At 51.3% G+C, this 22,260-nt stretch carries 23 protein-coding genes and 1 riboswitch; of the genes, 17 read left to right on the forward strand and 6 right to left on the reverse strand.

Annotated features, from left to right (window positions below):
• Positions 1-57 precede the first annotated feature (57 nt).
• Positions 58-519 carry a VOC family protein gene (locus ACFQI7_RS34635; protein WP_218102800.1) on the reverse strand — a complete coding sequence of 154 codons (462 nt, stop codon included), beginning with the start codon at positions 517-519 and terminating at the stop codon, positions 58-60.
• 189 nt (positions 520-708) lie between these two features.
• A riboswitch (cyclic di-AMP (ydaO/yuaA leader) is annotated at positions 709-845 on the forward strand.
• A 225-nt stretch (positions 846-1,070) separates the two neighbouring features.
• Between ACFQI7_RS34635 and ACFQI7_RS34640 the strand changes: the two genes are divergently transcribed.
• The 5 genes from ACFQI7_RS34640 to ACFQI7_RS34660 all read left to right on the forward strand — a co-directional run bounded on the left by ACFQI7_RS34640 (position 1,071) and on the right by ACFQI7_RS34660 (position 5,489).
• Complete coding sequence (locus tag ACFQI7_RS34640) at positions 1,071-1,235, forward strand: hypothetical protein (protein ID WP_218102799.1); 165 nt, start codon at positions 1,071-1,073, stop codon at positions 1,233-1,235.
• Between the two features lie 20 nt (positions 1,236-1,255).
• The gene (locus ACFQI7_RS34645) at positions 1,256-1,582 is read left to right on the forward strand and encodes a hypothetical protein (protein WP_218102798.1); all 327 of its coding nucleotides are present in this window, start codon (positions 1,256-1,258) and stop codon (positions 1,580-1,582) included.
• 63 nt (positions 1,583-1,645) lie between these two features.
• Positions 1,646-3,175, forward strand: a complete 1,530-nt coding sequence (locus tag ACFQI7_RS34650) for a glycine betaine uptake BCCT transporter (RefSeq protein ID WP_218102797.1) — start codon at positions 1,646-1,648, stop codon at positions 3,173-3,175.
• A 189-nt stretch (positions 3,176-3,364) separates the two neighbouring features.
• Positions 3,365-4,534, forward strand: coding sequence for a cation:proton antiporter (locus tag ACFQI7_RS34655; RefSeq protein ID WP_218102796.1), 1,170 nt, complete (start codon positions 3,365-3,367; stop codon positions 4,532-4,534).
• 94 nt (positions 4,535-4,628) lie between these two features.
• Positions 4,629-5,489, forward strand: coding sequence for a DUF421 domain-containing protein (locus ACFQI7_RS34660; protein WP_218102795.1), 861 nt, complete (start codon positions 4,629-4,631; stop codon positions 5,487-5,489).
• 93 nt (positions 5,490-5,582) lie between these two features.
• On the opposite strand, the gene ACFQI7_RS34665 is transcribed toward ACFQI7_RS34660, so the two are convergent.
• Complete coding sequence (locus ACFQI7_RS34665) at positions 5,583-6,623, reverse strand: YkvI family membrane protein (protein ID WP_218102794.1); 1,041 nt, start codon at positions 6,621-6,623, stop codon at positions 5,583-5,585.
• A 254-nt stretch (positions 6,624-6,877) separates the two neighbouring features.
• Entirely contained in the window at positions 6,878-7,450 is a 573-nt protein-coding gene (locus ACFQI7_RS34670; protein ID WP_377518392.1) for a GbsR/MarR family transcriptional regulator, read from the reverse strand.
• 273 nt (positions 7,451-7,723) lie between these two features.
• Between ACFQI7_RS34670 and ACFQI7_RS34675 the strand changes: the two genes are divergently transcribed.
• The 9 genes from ACFQI7_RS34675 to ACFQI7_RS34715 all read left to right on the forward strand — a co-directional run bounded on the left by ACFQI7_RS34675 (position 7,724) and on the right by ACFQI7_RS34715 (position 16,026).
• Positions 7,724-8,944 carry a quaternary amine ABC transporter ATP-binding protein gene (locus ACFQI7_RS34675; protein ID WP_218102793.1) on the forward strand — a complete coding sequence of 407 codons (1,221 nt, stop codon included), beginning with the start codon at positions 7,724-7,726 and terminating at the stop codon, positions 8,942-8,944.
• Positions 8,919-9,758 (forward strand): ABC transporter permease, encoded by an 840-nt coding sequence (locus tag ACFQI7_RS34680; RefSeq protein ID WP_218102792.1) that lies wholly within the window; start codon positions 8,919-8,921, stop codon positions 9,756-9,758. Before ACFQI7_RS34675 ends, ACFQI7_RS34680 begins: the two co-directional genes overlap by 26 nt.
• Before the next feature lie 4 nt (positions 9,759-9,762).
• On the forward strand, positions 9,763-10,656 hold the full coding sequence (locus tag ACFQI7_RS34685; RefSeq protein WP_329958296.1) for a glycine betaine ABC transporter substrate-binding protein: 894 nt from the start codon (positions 9,763-9,765) through the stop codon (positions 10,654-10,656).
• A 156-nt stretch (positions 10,657-10,812) separates the two neighbouring features.
• Complete coding sequence (locus ACFQI7_RS34690) at positions 10,813-11,328, forward strand: DUF2179 domain-containing protein (RefSeq protein WP_218102791.1); 516 nt, start codon at positions 10,813-10,815, stop codon at positions 11,326-11,328.
• 249 nt (positions 11,329-11,577) lie between these two features.
• Positions 11,578-12,441 carry a tyrosine-type recombinase/integrase gene (locus tag ACFQI7_RS34695; protein WP_218102790.1) on the forward strand — a complete coding sequence of 288 codons (864 nt, stop codon included), beginning with the start codon at positions 11,578-11,580 and terminating at the stop codon, positions 12,439-12,441.
• A gap of 90 nt (positions 12,442-12,531) precedes the next feature.
• Entirely contained in the window at positions 12,532-13,689 is a 1,158-nt protein-coding gene (locus ACFQI7_RS34700; protein WP_218102789.1) for a betaine/proline/choline family ABC transporter ATP-binding protein, read from the forward strand.
• Complete coding sequence (locus ACFQI7_RS34705; protein WP_218102788.1) at positions 13,679-14,377, forward strand: ABC transporter permease; 699 nt, start codon at positions 13,679-13,681, stop codon at positions 14,375-14,377. Before ACFQI7_RS34700 ends, ACFQI7_RS34705 begins: the two co-directional genes overlap by 11 nt.
• 77 nt (positions 14,378-14,454) lie before the next feature.
• Positions 14,455-15,351 carry a glycine betaine ABC transporter substrate-binding protein gene (locus ACFQI7_RS34710; RefSeq protein WP_218102787.1) on the forward strand — a complete coding sequence of 299 codons (897 nt, stop codon included), beginning with the start codon at positions 14,455-14,457 and terminating at the stop codon, positions 15,349-15,351.
• 18 nt (positions 15,352-15,369) lie between these two features.
• On the forward strand, positions 15,370-16,026 hold the full coding sequence (locus tag ACFQI7_RS34715) for an ABC transporter permease (RefSeq protein WP_218102786.1): 657 nt from the start codon (positions 15,370-15,372) through the stop codon (positions 16,024-16,026).
• A 157-nt stretch (positions 16,027-16,183) separates the two neighbouring features.
• On the opposite strand, the gene ACFQI7_RS34720 is transcribed toward ACFQI7_RS34715, so the two are convergent.
• The 3 genes from ACFQI7_RS34720 to ACFQI7_RS34730 all read right to left on the reverse strand — a co-directional run bounded on the left by ACFQI7_RS34720 (position 16,184) and on the right by ACFQI7_RS34730 (position 18,801).
• Entirely contained in the window at positions 16,184-16,624 is a 441-nt protein-coding gene (locus ACFQI7_RS34720; RefSeq protein WP_218102785.1) for a hypothetical protein, read from the reverse strand.
• Positions 16,625-16,750: 126 nt separating this feature from the next.
• Positions 16,751-18,124, reverse strand: coding sequence for a sensor histidine kinase (locus tag ACFQI7_RS34725; RefSeq protein ID WP_218102784.1), 1,374 nt, complete (start codon positions 18,122-18,124; stop codon positions 16,751-16,753).
• On the reverse strand, positions 18,121-18,801 hold the full coding sequence (locus tag ACFQI7_RS34730; RefSeq protein WP_218102783.1) for a response regulator transcription factor: 681 nt from the start codon (positions 18,799-18,801) through the stop codon (positions 18,121-18,123). Before ACFQI7_RS34730 ends, ACFQI7_RS34725 begins: the two co-directional genes overlap by 4 nt.
• A gap of 343 nt (positions 18,802-19,144) precedes the next feature.
• On the opposite strand from ACFQI7_RS34730, the gene ACFQI7_RS34735 reads away from it, so the two are divergent.
• The 3 genes from ACFQI7_RS34735 (at position 19,145) to ACFQI7_RS34745 (ending at position 22,243) form a co-directional block, all read left to right on the forward strand.
• A complete protein-coding gene (locus tag ACFQI7_RS34735; RefSeq protein WP_329958295.1) occupies positions 19,145-19,474 on the forward strand; it encodes a metal-sensitive transcriptional regulator in 330 nt (109 codons plus the stop codon).
• A gap of 24 nt (positions 19,475-19,498) precedes the next feature.
• Positions 19,499-19,699 carry a copper ion binding protein gene (locus ACFQI7_RS34740; protein ID WP_218102819.1) on the forward strand — a complete coding sequence of 67 codons (201 nt, stop codon included), beginning with the start codon at positions 19,499-19,501 and terminating at the stop codon, positions 19,697-19,699.
• Between the two features lie 111 nt (positions 19,700-19,810).
• Entirely contained in the window at positions 19,811-22,243 is a 2,433-nt protein-coding gene (locus ACFQI7_RS34745; protein WP_218102782.1) for a heavy metal translocating P-type ATPase, read from the forward strand.
• Positions 22,244-22,260 lie beyond the last annotated feature (17 nt).

Consider the following 22,260-nt stretch of genomic DNA (forward strand, 5'->3'; position numbering starts at 1 on the left):
CGAAGCCAGCCCATTGTCAATAACGGCTTTGACAAAAGCAAGTGCAGAAAATCCGGATCATGAGGTTCCACCGTTCTTTGCAGCATCCGTATCAGCCCATACGTTCTCCACATACTGGCTGCTGTGTTCGTCGGTGGGAGGAATCATTGTAATAACATCGATCAGTACGCCGTTCGGATCGCTCGTAATGAAGTGGCGTTGTCCAAAGTCCTCGCTTCGGATATCAAGCTGCAAGGGCAGCTTCTCTTTAACAATCAGCCTTTCGTACTCCGCGTCGACATCATCGACTTCAAAGTTAAGAATCAAGCCCTGCACGGTTTTGCGGTAAGGTTGAGGTATAGTAGGGTGGGAAGCGTTCAGGAGTGCGAGTTCAAATGGGACGCGGCCTTGCGATAACCTCAAGCTCACGTACCAGTCGGCGGCGAACACTTCTTCAAATCCAAAATAGCGGGTGTAAAATGCGGAGCTTTCCGCAACGCGTTCCGTCAAAACAACAGGGTAAAAGCTGGATACCATCATCGGTGAGCATCTCCTTTATTTGTCTGTAAGATGTATTCATATTAACATACATACTGTATGTATGTAAACTAGAAAGGAAGTGGCGACGACGCCTTGGATCGAAGCGGGGAATGTGTGCCAGGCGACACTATACGACAAGTCGTTATGACAGGGGTTGTTTGTTTGACGAAAGTTGAACTATTATTGTATGATAAGTGTACGCTTAATTTCCGGCTTGTTACGGTCGGGAAGCGGGGGAACCAACGATTTTGGGGCGAATCAGCACTGTAGGGAACCATCTTTCCCGAGCCCGGCAGCTAACCTCGTCAGCAGTGGATGGGTCAATTTTCATGACTTTATGCATATGTATTGCATATGTTGACCCGTGAGCCGGGTCTTTTTTTGTCCTTTTTTCCAGGCCCGTCATATAGCTGTTGATCGTTGCTTCCACGCGTTCATGCATGCTGCTTGCGGGCTTTTTGCATTGCGTTCAAAATGGCGTTCAATCCATCCAAGAAGCTTCATGCGCAAGCTTCTCTCATCAAGCCGGACGAAAGGGGAATGTACCGGGTATGATCATGAAAACAAAAGATGGGAAAGTGGTTGAAATTGTGTACAAAGACGAAAACGGGTTTTGTCACTGCGACGACGGCTGGACGCGGCCGGAAACGGAGCTTATCGTGCCGACCAAAGAAGAGGTGATTGAAAAACGAAAAAAATCGCAGCAATCGAAATAAGCCGTTGCGGGGGGATGCTTATGCTTCAGAGGATTACTGCCGGCCACTTGGAGCGGCTGTCGGAGCAGCAAAAACAGAAGCTGCGTTCCTGGTGGGTTCCGCAAGAAGGAGAATATATTTTCTTCAGCGGCCAAGAAGAGATGATTTATTACTTGAGCGGGGTGGAAAAGCGCAGATCGCTGCCTTTGCTGTCCATCGGACTAATGATGGCGTATGTGGCGCAGCAAGGGCATACGCTTACCGTTGACAGCGTTTGCGAAGAGTGGGTTGTGAGGCTGTCGGGATTTGAAGCGAAAGCATCGGAGCTGTGCGATGCATTATGGGATGTCATGATATCGATTTTATAAGCATCAAGAATAACTTGCCTGGAACCCGGGAACCTTAGAGGAAACGTTTTCTTGGAGGTTTGCATGGTATTCGGCATTTCGGTTGCGGTCATTATTTTATTTGTCTTGTGGGGGGCGATCAGCCCGGAAGGTCTCTCCCAGCAGGCCACCCAATTTCTCGCGTTTACCACAGGCCGATTCGGATGGTTTTATTTGTTTGCGGCTTTCGGCTTTTTAATTTTTGTCGTTTATTTGGCGTTCAGCAAATACGGGGGCATACGGCTCGGTGACGATGACGATGAACCCGAGTTTTCCGATATCACCTGGTTCGCGATGCTGTTCAGTGCGGGCATGGGGATCGGCCTTGTCTTCTGGGGCGTAGCCGAGCCGCTGTCCCATTATGTAACGCCGCCTCAAGGGGCGGCAAGCGAATCCGCCGAAGCGGCTCAGCTCGCGATGCGGTATGCTTTTTTTCATTGGGGGCTTCACCCGTGGGCTGTTTATTCCGTGGTCGGCGTAACGCTTGCTTATTTTCAATACCGAAAAAAACAGACGGCGCTCATTAGTCAAACGTTTTATCCGCTGCTGGGCGACAAAGTGAACGGTCCGCTTGGCAAAACGATCGATATTCTCGCCATTATTGCCACTGCCTTCGGCGTAGCTACTTCATTAGGACTCGGAACGCTGCAAATAAGCGGAGGACTCCAGTTTTTGTGGGGACTTCCAAATCATACCGGGACCCAGCTCACCATCCTCGCTTTGCTTACGATTCTCTACATGATTTCCGCGTTATCGGGCCTCGACCGCGGCATCAAAATATTGAGCAACGCCAATCTCATATTCGCCCTTGGTCTAATGCTATGCACGTTTGTGCTCGGTCCGACTACGTTTGTGCTGGATACGTTCACATTATCCGTAGGCGGATATCTCCAAAATTTAATTCAAATGAGCTTACGGCTTACTCCGTTTACGCAGGGTACCTGGATCAGCAATTGGACACTATTTTACTGGGCTTGGTGGATCTCGTGGGCACCGTTTGTGGGCATGTTCATCGCTCGGGTCTCCAGGGGACGCACGATCAAGGAGTTTGTGCTGGGCGTCTTGTTTATACCGAGCTTGTTCAGCCTGATCTGGTTTTCCGTATTCGGCGGCACCGGTCTGCATCAGCAAATGCTGGAAGGAATCAATATAGCGGCGGCGGTAAGCAAAGACGTGACCTCAGCGCTGTTTGTTTCGCTTGAGCACATTCATTTCGGTAAGCTGCTGGCGGTTATCGCTACAGCGCTAATCGTCTGTTTTTTCATAACGTCTGCCGATTCGGCGACGTTCGTACTCGGCATGTTTTCGACAGGCGGAAATTTAACGCCTTCGGGAAAGGTAAAGCTAACCTGGGGGCTGGTCCAGTCGGCTATTGCCATCGTGTTGCTGCTCAGTCAAGGGCTGCAGGCGCTGCAGACGGCATCCATCGTCACCGCACTGCCCTTCGCCGTCATTATGGCGTTTATGTGCGTCTCCTTGCTGCGATCATTAAGGGAAGAGGCGCGAAGCCGGCGCAAAAAAGAGCAGCAGTTCCGCAGAGCCCTGGAAGACCTTATTCATAAAGAGCAGCAATAAAAAACGAATGTTTGAAACCAGATCGGTATTCGCGCGTATTAGGTTTATCGAACAACGGAATAGGCCTTACTTTGGAGGAGTCTGTCACCAGGGCACCGCTATGTCCAGCGGCTGTGGTACAGGGTCCTTTTTTGCGTTGTTTGGCCTTAAATTACACATCATAACCGTATCGCAGAAAGGTGGAGTCATATGCTTGTTTTTCAATTGGCCATTATTTTATTCGCTTCAAAAGTGGCCGGAGACACTAGCGTTAAGCTGGGTCAGCCGTCCGTACTCGGCAAGCTCATTATCGGGATTGTTCTGGGCCCTACCGTGCTTGGCGTCGTCACCAATACCGAAATTCTTCAGGAGATCAGCCAGATCGGCGTTATTCTATTGATGTTTATCGCGGGCCTCGAGACGGACACGGAGCAATTCAAAAGTACGGGCAAGGCATCGGCCTATGTCGGCGTGCTCGGCATTCTTGTTCCGTTTACGCTCGGGTACGGCGCCGGGATGGCTATCGATCTCCCGCCAATACAATCGATCTTTCTCGGCCTGCTGCTTTCGGCTACAAGCGTTAGCATTTCCGTTCAGGCGCTGAAAGAAATGGGGAAAATGAAGTCCAGAGAAGGTACAACGATATTGGGTGCCGCCGTGATCGACGATATTCTCGTCATTATCGCGCTGGCCTTTGTGATGAGTTTCGCAGGCGGCGATGTGAACCTCGGGATGGTCGTCATGAAAAAAGTACTATTTTTTGCGGTTGCCATTGTACTGGCTTGGAAGGTCGTACCTTGGGTGCTAAACCGGTTCGCGCCGCTTCGGGTGACCGAAGCCGTCATCTCGGCGGGTCTGATCATTTGTTTCGTATACGCGTACTTGGCGGAAGTCGCCGGCGTGGCCGCAATTATCGGCGCGTATATCGCCGGGGTTGCCATCAGCTTAACGAAATATAAGCACGAAGTATTCGAGAAAGTGGAGACGATCGGCTACTCCATCTTCGTTCCCGTGTTCTTCACGTCGATCGGGGTCACGGCGGAGTTTATCGGCATCGGCAGCCATATCGGACTGATCATCGGGCTGAGTATTTTGGCGATACTGACCAAGCTGGTCGGGTCGGCGCTTGGAGCCAAACTCGCCGGATTCCAGTGGAGAAGCTCGCTCGGGATCGGCGCCGCGATGGTGTCCCGCGGGGAGGTCGCGCTGATTATCGCCGCCATGGGGCTCGAGTCCGGTCTGTTAAGCTCGGAAATGTTCGCCGTCATCGTCGTTGTCGTTCTGATTACTACGCTGGTGACGCCGCCGATGATGAAGCTTTTTTTCCAGAAATCGCAGCCTGCGGGGGAAGATGCAGCGAGTACGTACCAGCAAATGTAAATAATCACCTATAAATAACAAAATCGCTTTTGATAAATAATGATAGTGCGACCGCATGAAAGCAAACCGGTCCAGACGAAAAGGAGTGAGTGCGTTGCCCGAGTGGATTCACATCGCCTTACGATCGCTTGCTGCGGTCGCTATCATTTTTTTATTGACCCGTATTTTGGGGAAAAAACAAATATCCGAGCTGAACTTCTTCGAATATATCGCCGGGATTACGCTCGGTTCGTTGGCCGGCTTTATTTCTACGGAGTTGGAAGCTCACTTTATGTACGGCGTGACTGCCATCCTGGTATGGTTTTTGATTCCGTACGTCTTCGAATTCATTACGCTCAAGAGCAAACGACTGCGCGGACTGTTTGAGGGGAACGGGACTGTGTTTATCAAAGAAGGCAAAGTGCTCGAAGATAATATGAAAAAAGAGCGCTACTCGACCGATGAATTGTTGGAGCAGCTTCGCAAGAAGAACGTATTTAATGTAGCCGATGTCGAGTTTGCTGTACTGGAAACGACCGGTGAGCTGAGCGTGCTGCTCAAAAAAGAAAATCAGCCGCTGACGCCAAAACATTTGGGCATCAAAATCGGTCCCGAGCAGGAGACGCAAACCGTCATTATGGACGGCAGTATTATGGATGAACCGCTCGCTACCCGCGGGCTGAGCCGGGAATGGCTGCAGACCGAACTGGAGAAAATCGGCGTTACGCTGGAAAATGTATTTCTCGGCCAAGTCGACACGTATGGCCAGCTTTATGTGGATGTGTATGACGACATGCTGCAGCTTCCGCAGGCATCCCAGAACGAAATGCTGCTTGCGACGCTGAAGAAGTGCGAAGCCGACCTCGCATTGTACGGCTTGTCTACGGACAATGTTTCCGTGAAGCGCATGTACGGCGAGATCTCGAAGAAAATGACGCAAATCGTGGAGTCCGTCACTCCGCTGCTCCAGCGATAACGATCCATCCGGCCAAAGGAGCGGCATACGGCAAAGGCGAGGAAGCAGCCGGTATTCGCGGTTAAGGGAGCGCCTGATTCGCATGGATGGTTTTTAATGAGCGGGTACTCTCTTGGCTGCCAAGAAAATCAACAGAATGATCCCCATGTACCCGAATAACGGGTAAAGATACGTCAGCAGCGAAGCGAATCCGATCTGACTGACCAGGAAACTGGCCAGCAGAATGATCAGCACTAACCAAGAGGTAGGAAGCTCGTAGCGGCTTTGCATTTGCCGGGCAATGCCGAATACGTTGCCGATTAACGTTGTGAAAATTTCCCCATAAATAACGAGCAAAAACAAGATGTGCATAAAAGGGCCGTAATCCCGAATGATTTCCGCCATCGGAATGTCAAACCGTTGAATATCCGGCATCTTGGCGTGCATCGCATAGTGACTGACAAGCAGCATCGCTCCGAGACCGATTCCGCCCCAGAAGCCCCCCCATTGCAGCGCACGGTCATTGCTCACTTCATTCGCCAGAGGAACCATGACCGCTTGTACAAAGGCGATGTTCAACGCAACGTAGGAGAACGGAGTTATCAGCCATTTGTAATCAGGCCGCTCCTCATTGTGCAGCTTCATGAACTGGGGCAACTCATCGAGATCGATCGCGTTCGCAGCGATGAGCGCCATGAAGAATAGCATCATCGGAACGACCAGCGAATTGACCGCCAATATGCCTTTGATTTGCTTCGTCATCACAAGGTAGCTCAATACGATGCTGGTGATAATGCCCAATTGATAAGGCAAGCCGAGCTGTTCTTCGAATATGGAGCCGGTTCCGGATAGCATCACCGAGGTCACGCCAAGCAAAAGAATAAACATCAATATATTCGCGACTTTGCCGAACGTTTTGCCAAACAAATAATGGTTTAATTCCTGAAAGGAAAACGCTTTGATGCGGCGGGCCAACATCATCATTTTCGTCCCGATCCATATGAATAAAAACGTACTGATGAGAATCGCCGTTTCTCCCCATGCACCGTAGACCGTGAAAAACTGCAAAATCGACTGTCCTGACGCAAATCCGGCGCCTACGACGGTTCCTACATAGGTCGCTGCAATTTGAAGGATTAGTATCTTCTGTTTCATCTTATAGCCTCCGGGCGAATAAGGATTATCCTACTTCACAATTGTATGTGAGACATGTCCGTTTATTCTATGGAGTCACCAGTAAAATGCGAATTACCCAATAATTGTAATGCGTGAACGGAATGAAGTGACTTTACCGGATCTCCATCGCTGGGCGCACCGAAATCGGACGCTCATTCAATGCAGAAAAAAAGGGATGGGCTTCCTGCTGGAAGTCTATCCCTTCTTTTGGTGCAACGGTACATCGCCATTGTTTAGCCACCTTTGTCCGGCTTCTTCGGGACAAGATTAAAGATTTCCCCGGATTCCAGCGTGTCGATCAAACGGTCAAGCCACAAGTAATAGTCGATCGCCTGATTGATTTTTTCCATATCGAGACTGATGTACGACTGGAGAGTTTCCTCATTCGGATGTTCATCCGCTAGCGCCCGCAGCTCGACTTGCGACTTTTTCAATGCTTGCAAATTCATTTCAACGGCCTTCCGCCATTTGATCGCAAAAAAATCGGTAAACGTCTGGTGCCAGTCTCGTTCCACTTCGTATTGGTCCTTCCGAGATCCTTTCTCCCACACTTTATTGACCATATTGAGATCCATAAGCGTGCGAATGCCCGTACTCATGCTGGTTTTGCTCATTTCCATGGCTTCTCCCATTTCATCGAGCGTCATCGGTTTATTTTGAAAAAACATGAGTCCGTACAACAATCCGGTGGACAGCGTAATCCCGTATAAATCCATATTTTTGCCAATGGCTTCAATGATTCGTTTTCGCGCCTTATGAATCGATTGCTCTTCTTCCGGCGTGATTCCGTTTAATTCGTTTATCATTATTCCCGCTCCTCTGTCGGTGTCGTACATTGTCTAAAGTTGCAGCCAGCTATGAAATCATAATCGTGTTTAGGCTCATTGTAAAAAACAATACGGACAATGTAAAGGAACAGATCATGCAGGAAAACCGAGGAAACGGGTATAAAAGCGAAAGAAACAACGTAAAGTTTTTTCTGTACATACGAAACAAACGTTAAAAACGGTTGACACTATTTTTGTTATTCCGTTAGACTTGTGTAAGGAGTTGGAAATGAACTGGAATGGGGTGTCAATTTGGCGATTATCGAAGTGAAGCAACTTACCAAAGTATTCGGCAATGAGCCGGAAAGGGTGCTGCCGCTGCTGGATCAAGGCTGGAGCAAAGAAAAAATATATAAAGAGCTCCGCTATACGGTCGGGGTCAATCGCGTCGATTTTTCGATCGAGCCCGGAGAAATCTTTGTCATTATGGGGCTCTCGGGAAGCGGGAAGTCGACCCTGGTGCGGCTTCTGAACCGGTTGATCGAACCGACGCAAGGCAGTGTTCTGATTCATGGCAAAGACATCACGCAGATGAACCAGGAGCAGCTTCGCAAAGTTCGCCGGGAAACGATGAGCATGGTATTTCAAAAGTTCGCGTTGTTCCCGCATCGGACGGTGCTTGAGAATGCGGAGTACGGCTTGGAAGTGCAGGGCGTAGGGAAGAAGGACCGTCAGGACAAAGCTTTGGCCGCTTTGCAGCTTGTAGGGCTTGAAGCCTGGGGAAGCAGCTATCCGGAGCAGCTTAGCGGCGGCATGCAGCAGCGCGTCGGTCTTGCGAGAGCGCTCGCGAATGACCCGGACATTCTGCTCATGGACGAAGCCTTCAGCGCACTGGATCCGCTTATTCGCAAGGACATGCAGGATGAGCTGCTCGATCTGCAGGAGAAGATGAAAAAAACAATCGTCTTCATTACGCATGATCTCGACGAGGCGCTGCGCATAGGCGACCGAATCGCTCTCATGAAAGACGGCGTGGTTGTACAAATCGGTACACCGGAAGAAATCATGATCAACCCTGCCAACGAGTACGTGGAACGTTTTGTCGAGGATGTCGACTTGTCCAAGGTGCTGAACGCCTCCCATGTGATGCGCAGGCCGGAGACGATTACGCCGGACCGCGGCCCCCGCGTCGCGCTGCAGCTCATGAGAGACGGCGGGATATCGAATTTGTTCGTCGTCGATCGCAGTAAACGCCTGATCGGCGTCATTACTGCAGACGACGCTTCCACGGCCGTCAAAGAAGGGAGAACGCTGGAAAGTATCGTGATCAAAGAAACGCCGACGGTTGCTCCCGATGTCCTTCTCCATGATTTGTTTGAAATTTGCGGGACGTCCAGATATCCCGTCGCCGTCGTGAACGAGAAGGGCCGCTTGCTTGGGGTTATTGTACGGGGTGCTGTTCTTGGCGCACTGGCCGGACACCCTTTGACGAAGGAGGTGGAACCGGATGATCCCGAAGCTTCCATTAGCTGATTGGGTGGAGCATTTCGTCGACGGTCTGGAAAGTCAGCTGTCGTTTTTTTTCGATATCGTCTCCGCGGTGATCGAAGGTATCGTAAACCTGTTCTCTGCCGTGTTTCATTTGCCGCCTTCCGTTCTCATGATCGTCATTTTATCGGCGGTTGCGTTATGGTTTGTGCGGTGGCCCCTTGCTTTGTTCACGTTCATCGGACTTTTACTTATCGACAATTTGGGGTATTGGGAACATACGATGGATACGCTGGCGCTCGTGATGACCTCTGCGATCATTTCGATTGTGATCGGCGTGCCGCTCGGCATTATTTGCGCAAGAGACAACCGGGCGCAGAGTCTGCTCGTGCCGTTGCTCGACTTCATGCAGACCATGCCGGCCTTCGTTTACTTGATTCCTGCGGTTACCTTTTTCGGATTAGGCGTCGTACCCGGGGTGATCGCTTCTGTCATCTTCGCTGTTCCTCCCACGATTCGGCTGACGAATCTTGGCATTCGTCAAGTGCCTGCGGATTTGGTCGAAGCGGCGGATGCATTCGGGTCTACGCCGGCACAGAAGCTGCTTAAGGTACAGCTGCCGCAAGCGGTGCCGTCCATCATGGCCGGAATCAACCAGACGATCATGCTCGCTTTATCGATGGTCGTCATCGCTTCGATGATCGGAGCGCAGGGCATAGGCGCCGACGTATACCGCGCCGTTACGCAAATCAAGACGGGTCAAGGCTTCGAAGCCGGATTGTCGATTGTCATATTGGCTATATTGCTTGACCGGCTGACACAGCATTTCATAAAAGGGAAAAAAAGAAGGGGAGAATAAACGGATGAACAAAATGGTAAAAGGACTTATGATTATCGGTATTTCCAGCATAGTGGCGTTAACAGGATGCGCCAAAAACACGCCGCCATCCGCCGCGGCGTCCGTAGGCGACCAAGTAAAGCACGAGATTATCGGGATTGATCCGGGCGCCGGCATTATGAAATCAACGGAAAAAGCTTTGAAGGATTACGAGCTGAAAGACTGGAAGCTGGTCGAAGGCTCCGGGGCAGCGATGGCCGCCGCGCTGGACAAAGCGTACAAAAACAAAAAGCCGATTATTATTACCGGTTGGACGCCGCACTGGATGTTCGCCAAGTATGACCTGAAATATTTGAAAGACCCAAAAGGCGTTTACGGCGGGGATGAGCAAATTCATACCGTCGTTAGAAACGGCTTGAAAGCGGACCACCCTTCCGCGTACAGCTTTTTGGACCGGTTCGAATGGACGCCTGAAGATATGGCGAAAGTGATGGTTGCCATTCAGGAAGGGAAGAAGCCGGAGGAAGCCGCTTCTGAATGGATTAAAGGCAACGCAGCGAAAGTAGACGCTTGGGTGAAAGATATTGCGAAAGCGGATGGCAAGAAGCTGAAGCTGGCCTACGTGGCCTGGGACTCGGAGATTGCCAGCACGAACGTAGTCAAGCAGGTGCTGATCGATAAACTGGGGTATACCGTCGATCTGTTGCAAGTGGAAGCAGGGCCGATGTGGGCCGGCATTTCGAGCGGGGACGCCGATGCGATCGTAGCGGCTTGGCTGCCGACGACGCACAAGGATTACTACGACAAATTCAAGGGCAAATTTGAAGATCTCGGTCCGAACCTGAACGGTACCAAAATCGGACTTGTCGTACCGGCATATATGAATATCGATTCGATTGAGGACTTGAAAACGAAATAGCACATGCAATGAACACTCCCTTTTTCGGATGGGGGTGTTCTTCTTTTTTAGTGAAATTCGGAAAAAACGCGGCCAGGGCAATTTGCGAATACGGCTTTCTTTTCGTATGATGACAACGTACCGTCTTCATCATCATGACTTACAAGGAGGACCAACGTGCTGAATATTTTGCTGAGCATCTTTGTGATCCAAATCGTTTACGTCTCCTGTTTTACGCTGCGGATGATTCTGACGCTGAAAGGGAAAAAGTATTTCGCCGCCGCCATCAGCATTATCGAAATTACGATCTATGTGCTCGGGCTCAATATGGTGCTGCAATATCTGAAGCAACCGCTAAGTTTGCTTGTCTATGCACTTGGGTACGGCCTCGGCGTACTGGCAGGCACCTGGATCGAGGAGAAGCTGGCGCTCGGCTACGTGACGCTGAAAGTCATTACGAACGAAGTGGGCAGCAATATGGCCAGCGACCTGCGGCAGCAGGGCTACGGCGTGACGTCGTGGATTGGCTACGGGCGAGACGGCGAGCGCCTTGTATTGGAGGTTTTGGCCAAACGGAAAAACGAGCACTCCTTGTACAAGTCGATTTTGGCTATCGATCCCAGAGCATTCGTGGTGACGCTGGAGCCGAAGCAGCTGCACGGGGGATTTTGGACGCGTACGAATCGCAAGTAAACCGTAAAAGGAAGCATATGTATCCATACGGGAGTAAATGTATTGAAATACGGTGTATAAGTCCGTATAGACACAAGGATCCCAAATTACGGTAAAATACGGCAGGTTGTCATGTTTTATAACAGCGGCAATTGTGTGTTATGATATTCATCATAGAATTAAATTGATCATAAAATAAAATTCATCATAAAATTATTCGTTGCATCATACAACAAAAGCCTACACTGAACAACGGAGAGAAAAACAACGATGGAAGGCGTTAAAAATCAATACTCGGAGCAATGGATTGAACCATTTACGGATTATCTCAGGGAAAAAGGCAAAGAAGAAAGCACCGTCAAGCTGTATGCCGCTGAAATCGGTCATTTCCTCGATTGGCTGAAACGTTCGGACAAATCGATGGCCTCGGTCGTGCAGGAGGATATCTTCGCCAGCCGCGATGAGTTATATATACAAGGGAAACGACTTTCTACGATCAACAAATACGTATCGATCCTCGCCTCTTTCTTTAAATGGGCGGAGGAGCGGGGCATGGCCAAGGGCAATCCGGCGGCCAGCGCCAGATACTACACGCCGAAAAAAAACGAGCTCCCGCGCTGGCTCACTGCGGAAGAAGAAGCAAGTCTGCTTGCATTGGCCGAACAGGAGAAGAACCCGTTTAAACGAAGCCGCAACCTGGCGCTGCTGTACGTTCTTTTGAATATGGGACTGCGGTTGGAGGAAGTATCGGAGCTCCAAGTTTCATCCGTGCTTCCGGATGAGCTGATCGTCTATGACAGGGGGACCGAGCTTCGGCGCGTGCCGATGGATTCGAAAACGTACGCATGTCTGTCCGAATGGATCGAGCAGCGGGCGCTGGCAAGCAAAGAATGCTATAAAACGAGCATGCACCTGTTCGTCACCGAACGTTCGGGTTACATGCAGCCGCGTGCGGTCCAGTTTGTCATCGAAGGATATGCGGAGAAGCTCGGATTCGAGATCAGCTGCCACGATTTGCGGAATACGTTTTGCCGCAGGCTGGCCGAACAAGGCACCCCGATCTTACTGCTCAAGCGGTGGGCAGGGCATAAGTCTTTTCTAACCTCGTACCAGTATTATTCAGGGCTAAAGTAACAAGTAAATTCCACCAAGGGATGTGATAAGAACAACCACTCGTATGCACGATTTCAAAATCCCATTCAGGAAGAAAGGTGAGTGTTCCTCATGATTCAGATGACGGGGGTTAACAAAGTCTATGACGATGGTTTCAAGGCTTTGAGCGACGTGAACCTGGAATTTAAGAAAGGCGAAATTACGGTATTGATCGGACCGAGCGGCTGCGGCAAGTCGACGACGATGAAGCTGATCAACCGTCTGATCGAGCCGACGGATGGAACGATCCGTATTGAAGGCCGGAGTACGCAGGAATGGAATCCGGTCGATCTCCGCAGGAAAATCGGTTATGTCATTCAGAACATCGGTTTATTCCCCCACATGACGATAGCGAAAAACGTAGCTGTCGTTCCCTCGTTGTTAAAATGGGAAAAGTCCCGTATCGAAGCCAGAATCGACGAACTGCTGAATCTGGTCGGGATGTCGCCCGATGTCTTTCGAAATCGGTATCCCTCAGAACTGAGCGGCGGCCAGCAGCAGCGTATCGGCGTTATCCGGGCGATGGCGGCCGACCCCGACGTGATCCTCATGGATGAGCCGTTCAGCGCGCTCGACCCGATCAGCCGGGAACAGCTGCAGGATGAGCTGATCCGTCTCCAGCAGGAATTGAAGAAAACGATCGTTTTCGTCACGCATGATATGGACGAAGCGATTCGCATCGCCGACACGATCGTCATCATGAAAGACGGCAGTGTCGTGCAAAAGGGCAAGCCGGAGCAAATATTGCGGCATCCCGCAAACGATTTCGTTAAGAGCTTCATCGGACAAAAAAGACTGCAATCCAGCGTCGTTGCCGAAGATATGCCGCGGGTCGACAATGTGATGGTGGAAAGTCCGGGCACGGCTTTCCCGACCAGAGGACTCGCTGAAGCGATTCAGATGATGGAGAAACGCCGCGTCGATTCACTATATATCGTGGATTCGCAAGGTATCTTGAAGGGCGCCGTCTCGATTTACCAGGTCCTCGACCAATATGGCTGGGAAGAGAAAACGGTTGCGGATGTCATGAAGCCGGTGGAGCATACCGTCCCTACGGGAACGCCGCTAATATTGGCGCTGCAGCTGATGGATAAGCATCAATTGTCCAACATTCCGGTACTGGGCGAAGGTCAAAAGTTTAAAGGATTGATTACGAGAGGCAGCGTCGTGCGTCATATGGCGGATTTGTATACTTCCGTAAGCACGGGGGGTGCCGCAGATGTCGGATAAATCATGGTGGAGCGGCTTCACCGAGTTTGCGGCGGCAAGACTGCCGGATTTATGGGCCGCTACGGTGGAGCATTTGTGGATCTCGGCGTTAGCCGTCTTCCTGGGCTGTCTGGTCGCCATTCCGGTGGGCATTTTGCTGGCAAACAGCAGCAACCGGTATTTGAAATCAATTACGTTCGGGGTAGCGAATTTGTTTCAGACGATCCCGAGTCTGGCTTTGCTGGCCCTGCTCATCCCGCTGATGGGCATCGGCATGAAGCCGGCGATCTTCGCACTATTCCTTTACGCGCTGCTGCCTTTATTGAGAAATACGTATGCCGGCATGGAGTCGGCCGACCGCAGCATTCTGGAAGCGGCGAAGGGCATGGGATACGGGCCGCTGCAAAGAATCATGTTCATTCAACTGCCGATCGCGCTTCCTTATATCATATCGGGCATTCGCGTCACGACGGTCTACATTATCAGTTGGACGACGCTCGCATCCCTCATCGGGGGTGGAGGCCTGGGCGTACTGATCTTCTCCGGACTGGGCGTCAACAAGGATGAGCTGATTTTCTTAGGTGCATTCGCGGCGATTGTGCTTGCGCTCCTGGCCGATTTTGTGCTTGGCCAAGTGGAGAAATGGAGCACGCGCAAGAAACCGCTGGCGGCAGCTCCAACCTCGACCTCGCCTTCGGCTGCGGCCTAAACGCAGCTCCGGTCGAAGTCTCTGCTGAAAGTTTCAAATAAATGTTTTACAATAATCGGTTTGATCAGGAGGAGTACATGAGAAAAAGAAAATGGGGTACGTCAGCAGTTTTGTTGTTATTGTCGGTCGTTGTGTTGTTATCGGGCTGCGGAAGCGGCGATAAAATTACTATCGGGGCGCAAACGTATACAGAGCCCAAAATTTTAGCGCAAATGTACAAAGCGTTGATCGAGGACCGTTCCAAACTGAAAGTGGATGTGAAGGCCGATCTCGCGGCAAGTCCCGTTGTCATCAAAGCAATGAAGAACAAAGAAATCGACTTGGCCACGCTATACACGGGCGAAATATTCAACGGATATTTCGATATCGAGCAAACGAAAGACCGGGCCAAAGTGTTGCAGCAAGCCAAAGAGGGATTCAATAAAACATTCGATTTCGAATGGTTCGATCCGTTCGGATTCGAAAATACGTACGCATTTACCGTGCGCAAAGATTTGGCGGATCAGTACAAACTCGAGAAAATTTCCGACCTGAAAGACAAAGCCAAGGATATGAAAATTGGAGTCGATACGACTTGGCTGGAGCGGGAAAACGACGGCTATAAAGCTTTTTCCAAGCATTATGGTCTATCCTTTGGGCAAACCCTTCCGATGGAAATCGGATTAGTATATGAAGCGGTAGCGAACAAAAAAGTGGATATCGTGCTCGCTTATTCCACAGACGCTCGAATCAAGCAGTTTGAACTGAAAACGCTTGAAGACGACAAGCAGTTCTTCCCGCCGTACGATGCTTCGGCTGTAGCCAGAAAAGAAATACTGCAGAAACACCCTGAAGTGGGCGAGGCGCTCAAGCAATTGGTGGGCAAGATCAATGTAGAAACGATGGTAGAGTTGAACTACGAGGTTGACGTCAAAAAGCGCAGCGAAAAAGAAGTTGCTGTCGAGTTTCTGAAAAAAGAGGGCTTACTAAAATAAGATCCGAGGTGATGCAGGATGGATTCGACCCCTAACATCGGTGTACAGCTTTACAATTACGTGACCGGACATGCGGGAGAACTGCTTGAGCTCACGCTGCAGCACATCGCGATGGTGCTTTGCGGACTCGGTCTGGCGCTGGTCGTCGGCATCCCTCTCGGAATGATTAGCGCAAAGCATAAAAAGTGGAGTTCCTTCATTTTATCGGCCGCCAATGTCATACAGGTGTTCCCGAGCCTGGCGCTTCTAGCCATACTGATGATTGTATTCGGACTAGGCTTTTATACGGTCGTTATCGGGTTGTTCTTATACTCACTGCTGCCGATCATCCGCAATACGTATGTCGGCCTGACGCAAGTCGATCGCAGCGTTACCGATGCCGGCATCGGGATGGGGATGAGCGGCGCGCAGCTGCTGTGGCGCGTGCAGATGCCGCTGTCAATTCCTTTTCTGCTGGCCGGCTTGCGGGTAGCGGCCGTCATCGCGATCGGCGTCGCTACCATGGCGCCGCTCATCGGCGGCGACGGCCTCGGCCGGGAAATCTATGCCGGCATTAACTTGCGCAATCCGGTGCGGATTTACGCCGGAGCCGTTCCTGCCGCGATGCTTGCCATCATAGCGGATATTGCGCTCGGCCGACTGCAGAAGAAACGGAATACTGTTTCCGGCACGTAGGCGCACACATGGGTGGGGAATGGTTCGCCGCCGCTGCCCGTGAGAAGAGCCCTTCATTTCGGTGAAGGGCTCTTTTGTATGCGGGCCGGGTACGGGAGCCGCAAAAAGGGCGTGTGATGCTCCTCTGGATTGGCCTAAAGCGACGGTCGACATGATGCTAAATCTTCATGCTCACGGCGAGGACGACAAGCACAATAGCGACCATGAAGCTCGACATGGTAGCGAGATAGCCGGTGAATTTCACCGCTTGTTCTTGTCCGGCATTCAATTGCTTCTTGACTTTGCTTCCCCAAATGCCGGTGACGATCAGCGCAAGCAGGATGATCGTGCCGCCGCCTTTTTCCATCACCTCAAGCCAAAGCGGCTTCCCGGGCCCCATCCCCATTTGAACGATCATGACGACGCCGCTGACGAGGACAATAAAGGCGCCGGGATGGGCAAAGCGGCTGAATACTTTGATGATCCGCGCGGCGAGCGCATTCGACGGCTGCGAGCCGATTTGCTGTTTCATCACGGCCAATACAACGATGGTGGCGAGCAGGGAGCCGAGCCACACAAATAACCCCGTAAGGTGTAAAAACAACATAAAGCCAAACATAGGCGTATCCCTCCAACTTTTCTTTTTTGATCCTGATTTGCGATTACACAAGCGTGCGTCAATGCTGCGGCATCGCGATCTGCTTCAATTGTAGGGTACGAATATGAATGGACGATGAATGGAAGGTTACAAGCTGGGAAAACGGACAGTAACGGTCGTTCCTTGGCCTAATTCGCTCTGTACGTCGATGCTTCCCCGGTGCAGCTCAACGATTTTTTTGACGATCGACAGCCCAAGTCCGGTTCCAGATCGGGTGCGGTTTCTGGCCTTGTCCGCTTTGTAAAATCGGTCGAAAATATGAGGCAGCTCCGACTCGGGAATGCCTTTGCCGGTATCTCTAATTTCGACGGCGACGTCCCGCCCCGTGACAATACGGATTCGAATCGTACCTCCCCGTTGTGAAAACTTGATGCTGTTCGTAATCAAATTGAGCCATACATGGTGCAGCAGTTGCGGATCCGCCGTAATGACGACATCGGGCAAATCCGGTAGCACTGTGAGCTGCTTCTCCGCCCACTGGTATTCAGTCACGATCAAGACCTGACGAATCTGCTCGTCCAATCGAAACGAGGCCGTCTTTATGACCGCCGTTTCTTTGTCTAGCGCGGCCAAAGTAAGCAATTGCTTGCTCAATGACGACAGCCGCCTGCTTTCCTCCTCAATAATCCGCAGGTAGCGCTGCGCTTCTTCAGGCGACGCTTCCCGCTCAAGAATCGCTTGAGCAAAGCCTTGAATCGAAGTTAACGGCGACTGAATTTCGTGGGAAACATTCGCTACAAACTCTTGTCTCATCTCGTCCAACTGTTGGAGCGAATGCGCCATCTGTGTAAAATGCCGCGCCAAATTGCCGAGTTCATCCTGCCGCGATACGTCCATGGCGATCTCGTAGTCGCCCCGGATAATTTTGTCGGTTGCTTCCGTCAGCTTTTTCACCGGCTTTACAATATACCGAGACATGACGGCGATCAAGACTATGCTGATGCAAAAGGTAAGCCCCAGCAGCAACGCCAGCAGGATGTGCACGTCCCCGATTTGCTGTTCCAGATTCGGGCGTACGAACAAAGCGTAGTCGTTTCCCTCCACCTTCATGGGAATGCCGATGCTGTTACGGATGCTGTTCTCGAAAAATCCGGCACCCGTCAGCGAAAAGCGCTTCTTTTCCATGCCGTAATAAGTCTCGCCTTGAAGCACGCGGCGAATTTGCTGCTCGTCCATTTGCCAATGCTTGAAAGGCGCGCCGTACGATGCCCCTTCCATTCGGCCGTTGACGGCGTAAATTTGAAATCCCATGCCTGCGATGTGCGTCAAGTAATCGCCCAGTGCTAGATTCGGCGTTCGTTCGTACAAAGCGCGGATTTCGTTGCCGATACGCAATACTTTTTGTTCGTTATTTCCCGTTATTTTGCCTAAGTACAGATTGGAAAGCGCTAGAGCGAGAAGGCCGCTGATCATGGCAATCAATATGAATGTAAGGACAATGCGGAAATATAATGTTTTCATCGGCTCTGCACCTCGAGTTTGTAGCCCAAGCCGCGGATGGTGGTGATTGTAAAATCGCCCTTTTGGTCCTGAAACCGCTCGCGCAATCGTTTGATATGTACGTCAATCGTCCGGCTGCCGCCTTCGTAGTCGGCTCCCCAAACGAGGTGCAGCAGCTGCTCGCGGGTGAAAATGCGTCCAGGATGGCTCGCGAGCTGTGATAACAGCTCGAATTCTTTTAACGGGATCGTATGTACTTCGCCGCGAACGGCTATTTCATAGCTTTTCCGGTCGATCACCGTATCGTTCAGTTTAATGATTTCCGAGGAGACCATTTGATACCGCCGCAGCAGCGCTTTCATTCGAAACAGCAGTTCCTTCGGCTCGAACGGCTTGACGATGTAGTCGTCCGTACCCGACAAGAAGCCTTTCTCTTTATCCTCCAGCTCGCCTTTGGCCGTTAGCAGAATAACGGGAATATCGTAATACTTGCGGATTTCTTCGCAGAGCTCCAGCCCGTCTTTTGCCGGCATCATCACATCGACGACAGCCAAATGAACCTGCTTGCGCTCGATGACATCCCAAGCTTCCGCGCCGTCTACCGCTTCCAGGACGACATAGCCCTCCTTCTTGAGAACGAATCGGAGCAGTTCTCGAATATGGGGATCGTCATCCGCTACCAATACGTGTATTCGCAAGGGGTAGGCACCTTCTTCCGTAGGGATATGTTAGGGGCATCGATCAGAAGCTTTTCTTTTAGAACAACGAAAATTTAGCCGAATGGAGAGGGTCGGCCTGAATTGTAAACTTTCTGCTCGCAAGAAAAGCATCCGCTAACCACGAACGTGTCTTCTCGAATGATCATCGATTAGAAGCTTTTCTTATAGTATGGCCTGCGGTTGCGTTCGTCAAATAACGATGGGTATGCAAGAATAAATGCTAGGACAACGCGATAATAATAATCGTATCAAAATGATTTATTTTTGTTGTTGACATACCCACCGGGGGTATTGTATATTATAAACAAGAGGTGATCATGCGATGGACATTACAGATAATGTGGAGAAGGAATGCTGCCATACCGAAGAGGAGGAGCGCAAGAGCCACCACTCGGATAAGATGAAGTCCAACTTGATTTCCCGGCTGAACCGGATCGAAGGACAGATCAGGGGAGTTAAGGGAATGATTGAGAAAGATACGTATTGCGACGACGTTCTGAATCAAATCGCGGCGATCCAATCCGCATTGAACGGCGTCGGGAAGCTGCTTCTCGAAGGCCATATGAAGAGCTGCGTCATCGACCGGATTCAATCCGGCGACCGCGAGGTCATTGACGAGCTGTTGATCACTGTAAATAAATTGATGAAATAATATCATTCCTAGGAGGTTATCATGATGCAAAATGCGAAGCTGCAAGTAGAAGGAATGTCCTGCGGACATTGCGTGAACTCCATTGAAGGTGCCGTGAAGCAGATCGGCGCATCCGCCAAAGTCGATTTGGCCGGCAAGTCGGTAACGGTACAGTTCGACGAATCGAAAGTGACGCTTGATGCGATCAAAGAAGCGATTGAAGACCAAGGGTACGATGTGGTTTGATCCATTCATTTCACGTAATTATAAAAAGATGAACCGGAGCCATTCAGGTGGCTCCATTATTTCGCAAATAATTATACCCTACAGGGGTATCATATATAAAGGGTGATACAAATGAGCACAGCACAGTCCAGAGAAAGCGAGCAAGCAACTTTGCAAATTACCGGCATGACCTGCGCCGCCTGCGCCAACCGGATTGAAAAAGGATTGAAGAAAATATCCGGCGTATCGGAGGCGAACGTAAACTTTGCGCTCGAGCGAGCTTCCGTCACGTACGATCCGCTGCAAGTTGATATCGCGCAGATGGAGCAAAGCATTGAGAAGCTGGGATACGGCACGCTTAAGGAAGCCGTTGAACTTCAATTGACAGGCATGACTTGCGCGGCTTGCGCAGCGAGAATCGAGAAAGGCTTGAACAAACTGCCGGGCGTGTCCAAAGCTTCCGTCAACTTTGCATTGGAGACGGCACATGTCGAATATAACTCGGCACAAGTAACGATAACCGATATGCAGAAGAAAGTGGAGCAGCTCGGGTACAAAGCACTCGTCAAGGAAGAAATGGAGGATGCGGCCGGACACCGGGAACAAGAAATTGCCCGACAAAAAAGGAAATTTATCGCCTCGGCCATCTTATCCTTGCCGCTTTTGTGGGCGATGGTGACGCACTTCTCGTTCACGTCCTGGATATGGATGCCGGATTTGTTCATGAATCCATGGTTCCAGCTCGCACTGGCCACACCGGTTCAGTTTTACATCGGCCGCCACTTTTACGTCGGCGCGTATAAGGCGCTCCGCAATAAAAGCGCGAACATGGATGTGCTCGTCTCCTTGGGAACGTCGGCCGCTTATTTCTACAGCTTATACCTGACCGTTGAATGGGCCCGCCAAGGAGCGAATGTGCATCACGGACCGGAAATGTATTATGAAACAAGCGCCGTGTTAATTACGCTCGTTCTGCTGGGCAAGTTGTTCGAGGGGCTGGCTAAAGGCCGCACTTCGGAAGCGATCAAAACCTTAATGGGTCTTCAGGCCAAAACGGCGCTTGTCGTTCGGGACGGTCAGGAAGTTAGCATTCCCGTCGAAGAAGTGATCGTGCATGATATCGTCATCGTCAAGCCGGGAGAGAAAGTGCCGGTAGACGGCGAAGTCGTGGAAGGGACGTCTTCCGTAGACGAGTCGATGTTGACGGGGGAAAGCATCCCCGTCGGGAAAAAAGCAGGCGACAGCGTCATCGGCGCGACGATCAACAAGAATGGGCTGCTCAAGATTAAGGCGACGAAAGTCGGCAAAGAAACGGCGCTTGCCCAAATCATTAAGGTGGTTGAGGAAGCGCAGGGCTCCAAAGCTCCGATCCAGCGCGTAGCCGACGTCATCTCCGGCATTTTCGTACCGATCGTCGTAGGGATCGCCATTGCCGCTTTCCTAGTATGGTACTTCTTCGTAACACCGGGCGACTTTGCCGAAGCGCTGGAAAAAGCAATCGCGATTCTTGTTATCGCTTGTCCGTGCGCGCTGGGGCTCGCTACGCCGACGTCCATTATGGCCGGGTCGGGCCGCGCCGCGGAGCTGGGCGTATTGTTTAAAGGCGGCGAACATCTGGAGGCAACGCACCGGATCGATACGATTGTTCTCGATAAAACCGGAACGGTAACGAAAGGAAAACCGGAGCTTACGGATGTTCTTCCGGCTGGTATGGATGAGCAATCTTTCTTGAGATGGGTAGGGGCGGCCGAGAAAAGCTCGGAGCATCCCCTTGCGGAGGCGATCGTGGCAGGCATTACAGCCAAAGGCATCGCGCTGCCTGCGGCGGAATCGTTCGAAGCGATTCCCGGCTTCGGCATTCGGGCTGTCGTGGAAGAAAAAGAATTGCTCGCCGGTACCAGAAAACTGATGGCCGAGTACAACGTCGATGCGAGCGCCGCCTTTGAGACGATGGCGGAGTTGGAGCGGTCGGGCAAAACAGCGATGTTGATCGCAGTGGACCGCAAGTTTGCCGGTATTGTCGCGGTCGCCGATACGATCAAAGAAACGTCGCAGGCTGCAGTGGCGCGGCTGAAAGACATGGGTATCGAAGTCATCATGATTACCGGCGATAATGAACGCACGGCTCGGGCGATTGCGGCGCAAGCAGGGATCGATCGCGTGCTGGCGGAAGTGCTGCCGGAAGGCAAAGCCGAAGAAGTGAAGAAGCTGCAGGCCCAAGGGAAAAAAGTGGCGATGGTCGGCGACGGCATCAACGACGCGCCAGCCCTGGCTATGGCCGACATTGGCATGGCCATCGGCACGGGAACCGACGTGGCGATGGAAGCCGCCGATGTTACGCTGATGCGGGGCGACTTAAGCAGCATTCCGGATGCGATTCAGATGAGTCGGAAGACGATGGCGAACATTCGCCAAAACTTGTTCTGGGCGCTTGCTTACAATACGATCGGCATTCCGATCGCGGCGATCGGCCTGCTCGCCCCATGGGTTGCCGGGGCGGCGATGGCATTAAGCTCCGTATCGGTCGTGCTCAACGCACTGCGTTTACAAAGAGCGAAAGTATAAGTTGACGTTATGGGATG

Source organism: Paenibacillus allorhizosphaerae (assembly GCF_042659105.1).
GTDB classification, from domain to species: Bacteria; Bacillota; Bacilli; order Paenibacillales; family NBRC-103111; genus Paenibacillus_G; species Paenibacillus_G allorhizosphaerae.

What these genes read in the sequence shown, in the direction of transcription:
- ACFQI7_RS34640 (WP_218102799.1), top strand. Translation starts at nt 1,071, where the DNA reads ATGATCATGAAAACAAAAGATGGGAAAGTGGTTGAAATTGTGTACAAA.
- ACFQI7_RS34710 (WP_218102787.1), top strand. Translation starts at nt 14,455, where the DNA reads ATGAGAAAAAGAAAATGGGGTACGTCAGCAGTTTTGTTGTTATTGTCG.
- ACFQI7_RS34665 (WP_218102794.1), bottom strand. Translation starts at nt 6,623, where the DNA reads ATGAAACAGAAGATACTAATCCTTCAAATTGCAGCGACCTATGTAGGA.
- ACFQI7_RS34645 (WP_218102798.1), top strand. Translation starts at nt 1,256, where the DNA reads ATGCTTCAGAGGATTACTGCCGGCCACTTGGAGCGGCTGTCGGAGCAG.
- ACFQI7_RS34700 (WP_218102789.1), top strand. Translation starts at nt 12,532, where the DNA reads ATGATTCAGATGACGGGGGTTAACAAAGTCTATGACGATGGTTTCAAG.
- ACFQI7_RS34740 (WP_218102819.1), top strand. Translation starts at nt 19,499, where the DNA reads ATGCAAAATGCGAAGCTGCAAGTAGAAGGAATGTCCTGCGGACATTGC.
- ACFQI7_RS34715 (WP_218102786.1), top strand. Translation starts at nt 15,370, where the DNA reads ATGGATTCGACCCCTAACATCGGTGTACAGCTTTACAATTACGTGACC.
- ACFQI7_RS34745 (WP_218102782.1), top strand. Translation starts at nt 19,811, where the DNA reads ATGAGCACAGCACAGTCCAGAGAAAGCGAGCAAGCAACTTTGCAAATT.
- ACFQI7_RS34725 (WP_218102784.1), bottom strand. Translation starts at nt 18,124, where the DNA reads ATGAAAACATTATATTTCCGCATTGTCCTTACATTCATATTGATTGCC.
- ACFQI7_RS34650 (WP_218102797.1), top strand. Translation starts at nt 1,646, where the DNA reads ATGGTATTCGGCATTTCGGTTGCGGTCATTATTTTATTTGTCTTGTGG.
- ACFQI7_RS34635 (WP_218102800.1), bottom strand. Translation starts at nt 519, where the DNA reads ATGATGGTATCCAGCTTTTACCCTGTTGTTTTGACGGAACGCGTTGCG.
- ACFQI7_RS34735 (WP_329958295.1), top strand. Translation starts at nt 19,145, where the DNA reads ATGGACATTACAGATAATGTGGAGAAGGAATGCTGCCATACCGAAGAG.
- ACFQI7_RS34695 (WP_218102790.1), top strand. Translation starts at nt 11,578, where the DNA reads ATGGAAGGCGTTAAAAATCAATACTCGGAGCAATGGATTGAACCATTT.
- ACFQI7_RS34680 (WP_218102792.1), top strand. Translation starts at nt 8,919, where the DNA reads ATGATCCCGAAGCTTCCATTAGCTGATTGGGTGGAGCATTTCGTCGAC.
- ACFQI7_RS34685 (WP_329958296.1), top strand. Translation starts at nt 9,763, where the DNA reads ATGAACAAAATGGTAAAAGGACTTATGATTATCGGTATTTCCAGCATA.
- ACFQI7_RS34655 (WP_218102796.1), top strand. Translation starts at nt 3,365, where the DNA reads ATGCTTGTTTTTCAATTGGCCATTATTTTATTCGCTTCAAAAGTGGCC.
- ACFQI7_RS34705 (WP_218102788.1), top strand. Translation starts at nt 13,679, where the DNA reads ATGTCGGATAAATCATGGTGGAGCGGCTTCACCGAGTTTGCGGCGGCA.
- ACFQI7_RS34670 (WP_377518392.1), bottom strand. Translation starts at nt 7,450, where the DNA reads ATGATAAACGAATTAAACGGAATCACGCCGGAAGAAGAGCAATCGATT.
- ACFQI7_RS34720 (WP_218102785.1), bottom strand. Translation starts at nt 16,624, where the DNA reads ATGTTTGGCTTTATGTTGTTTTTACACCTTACGGGGTTATTTGTGTGG.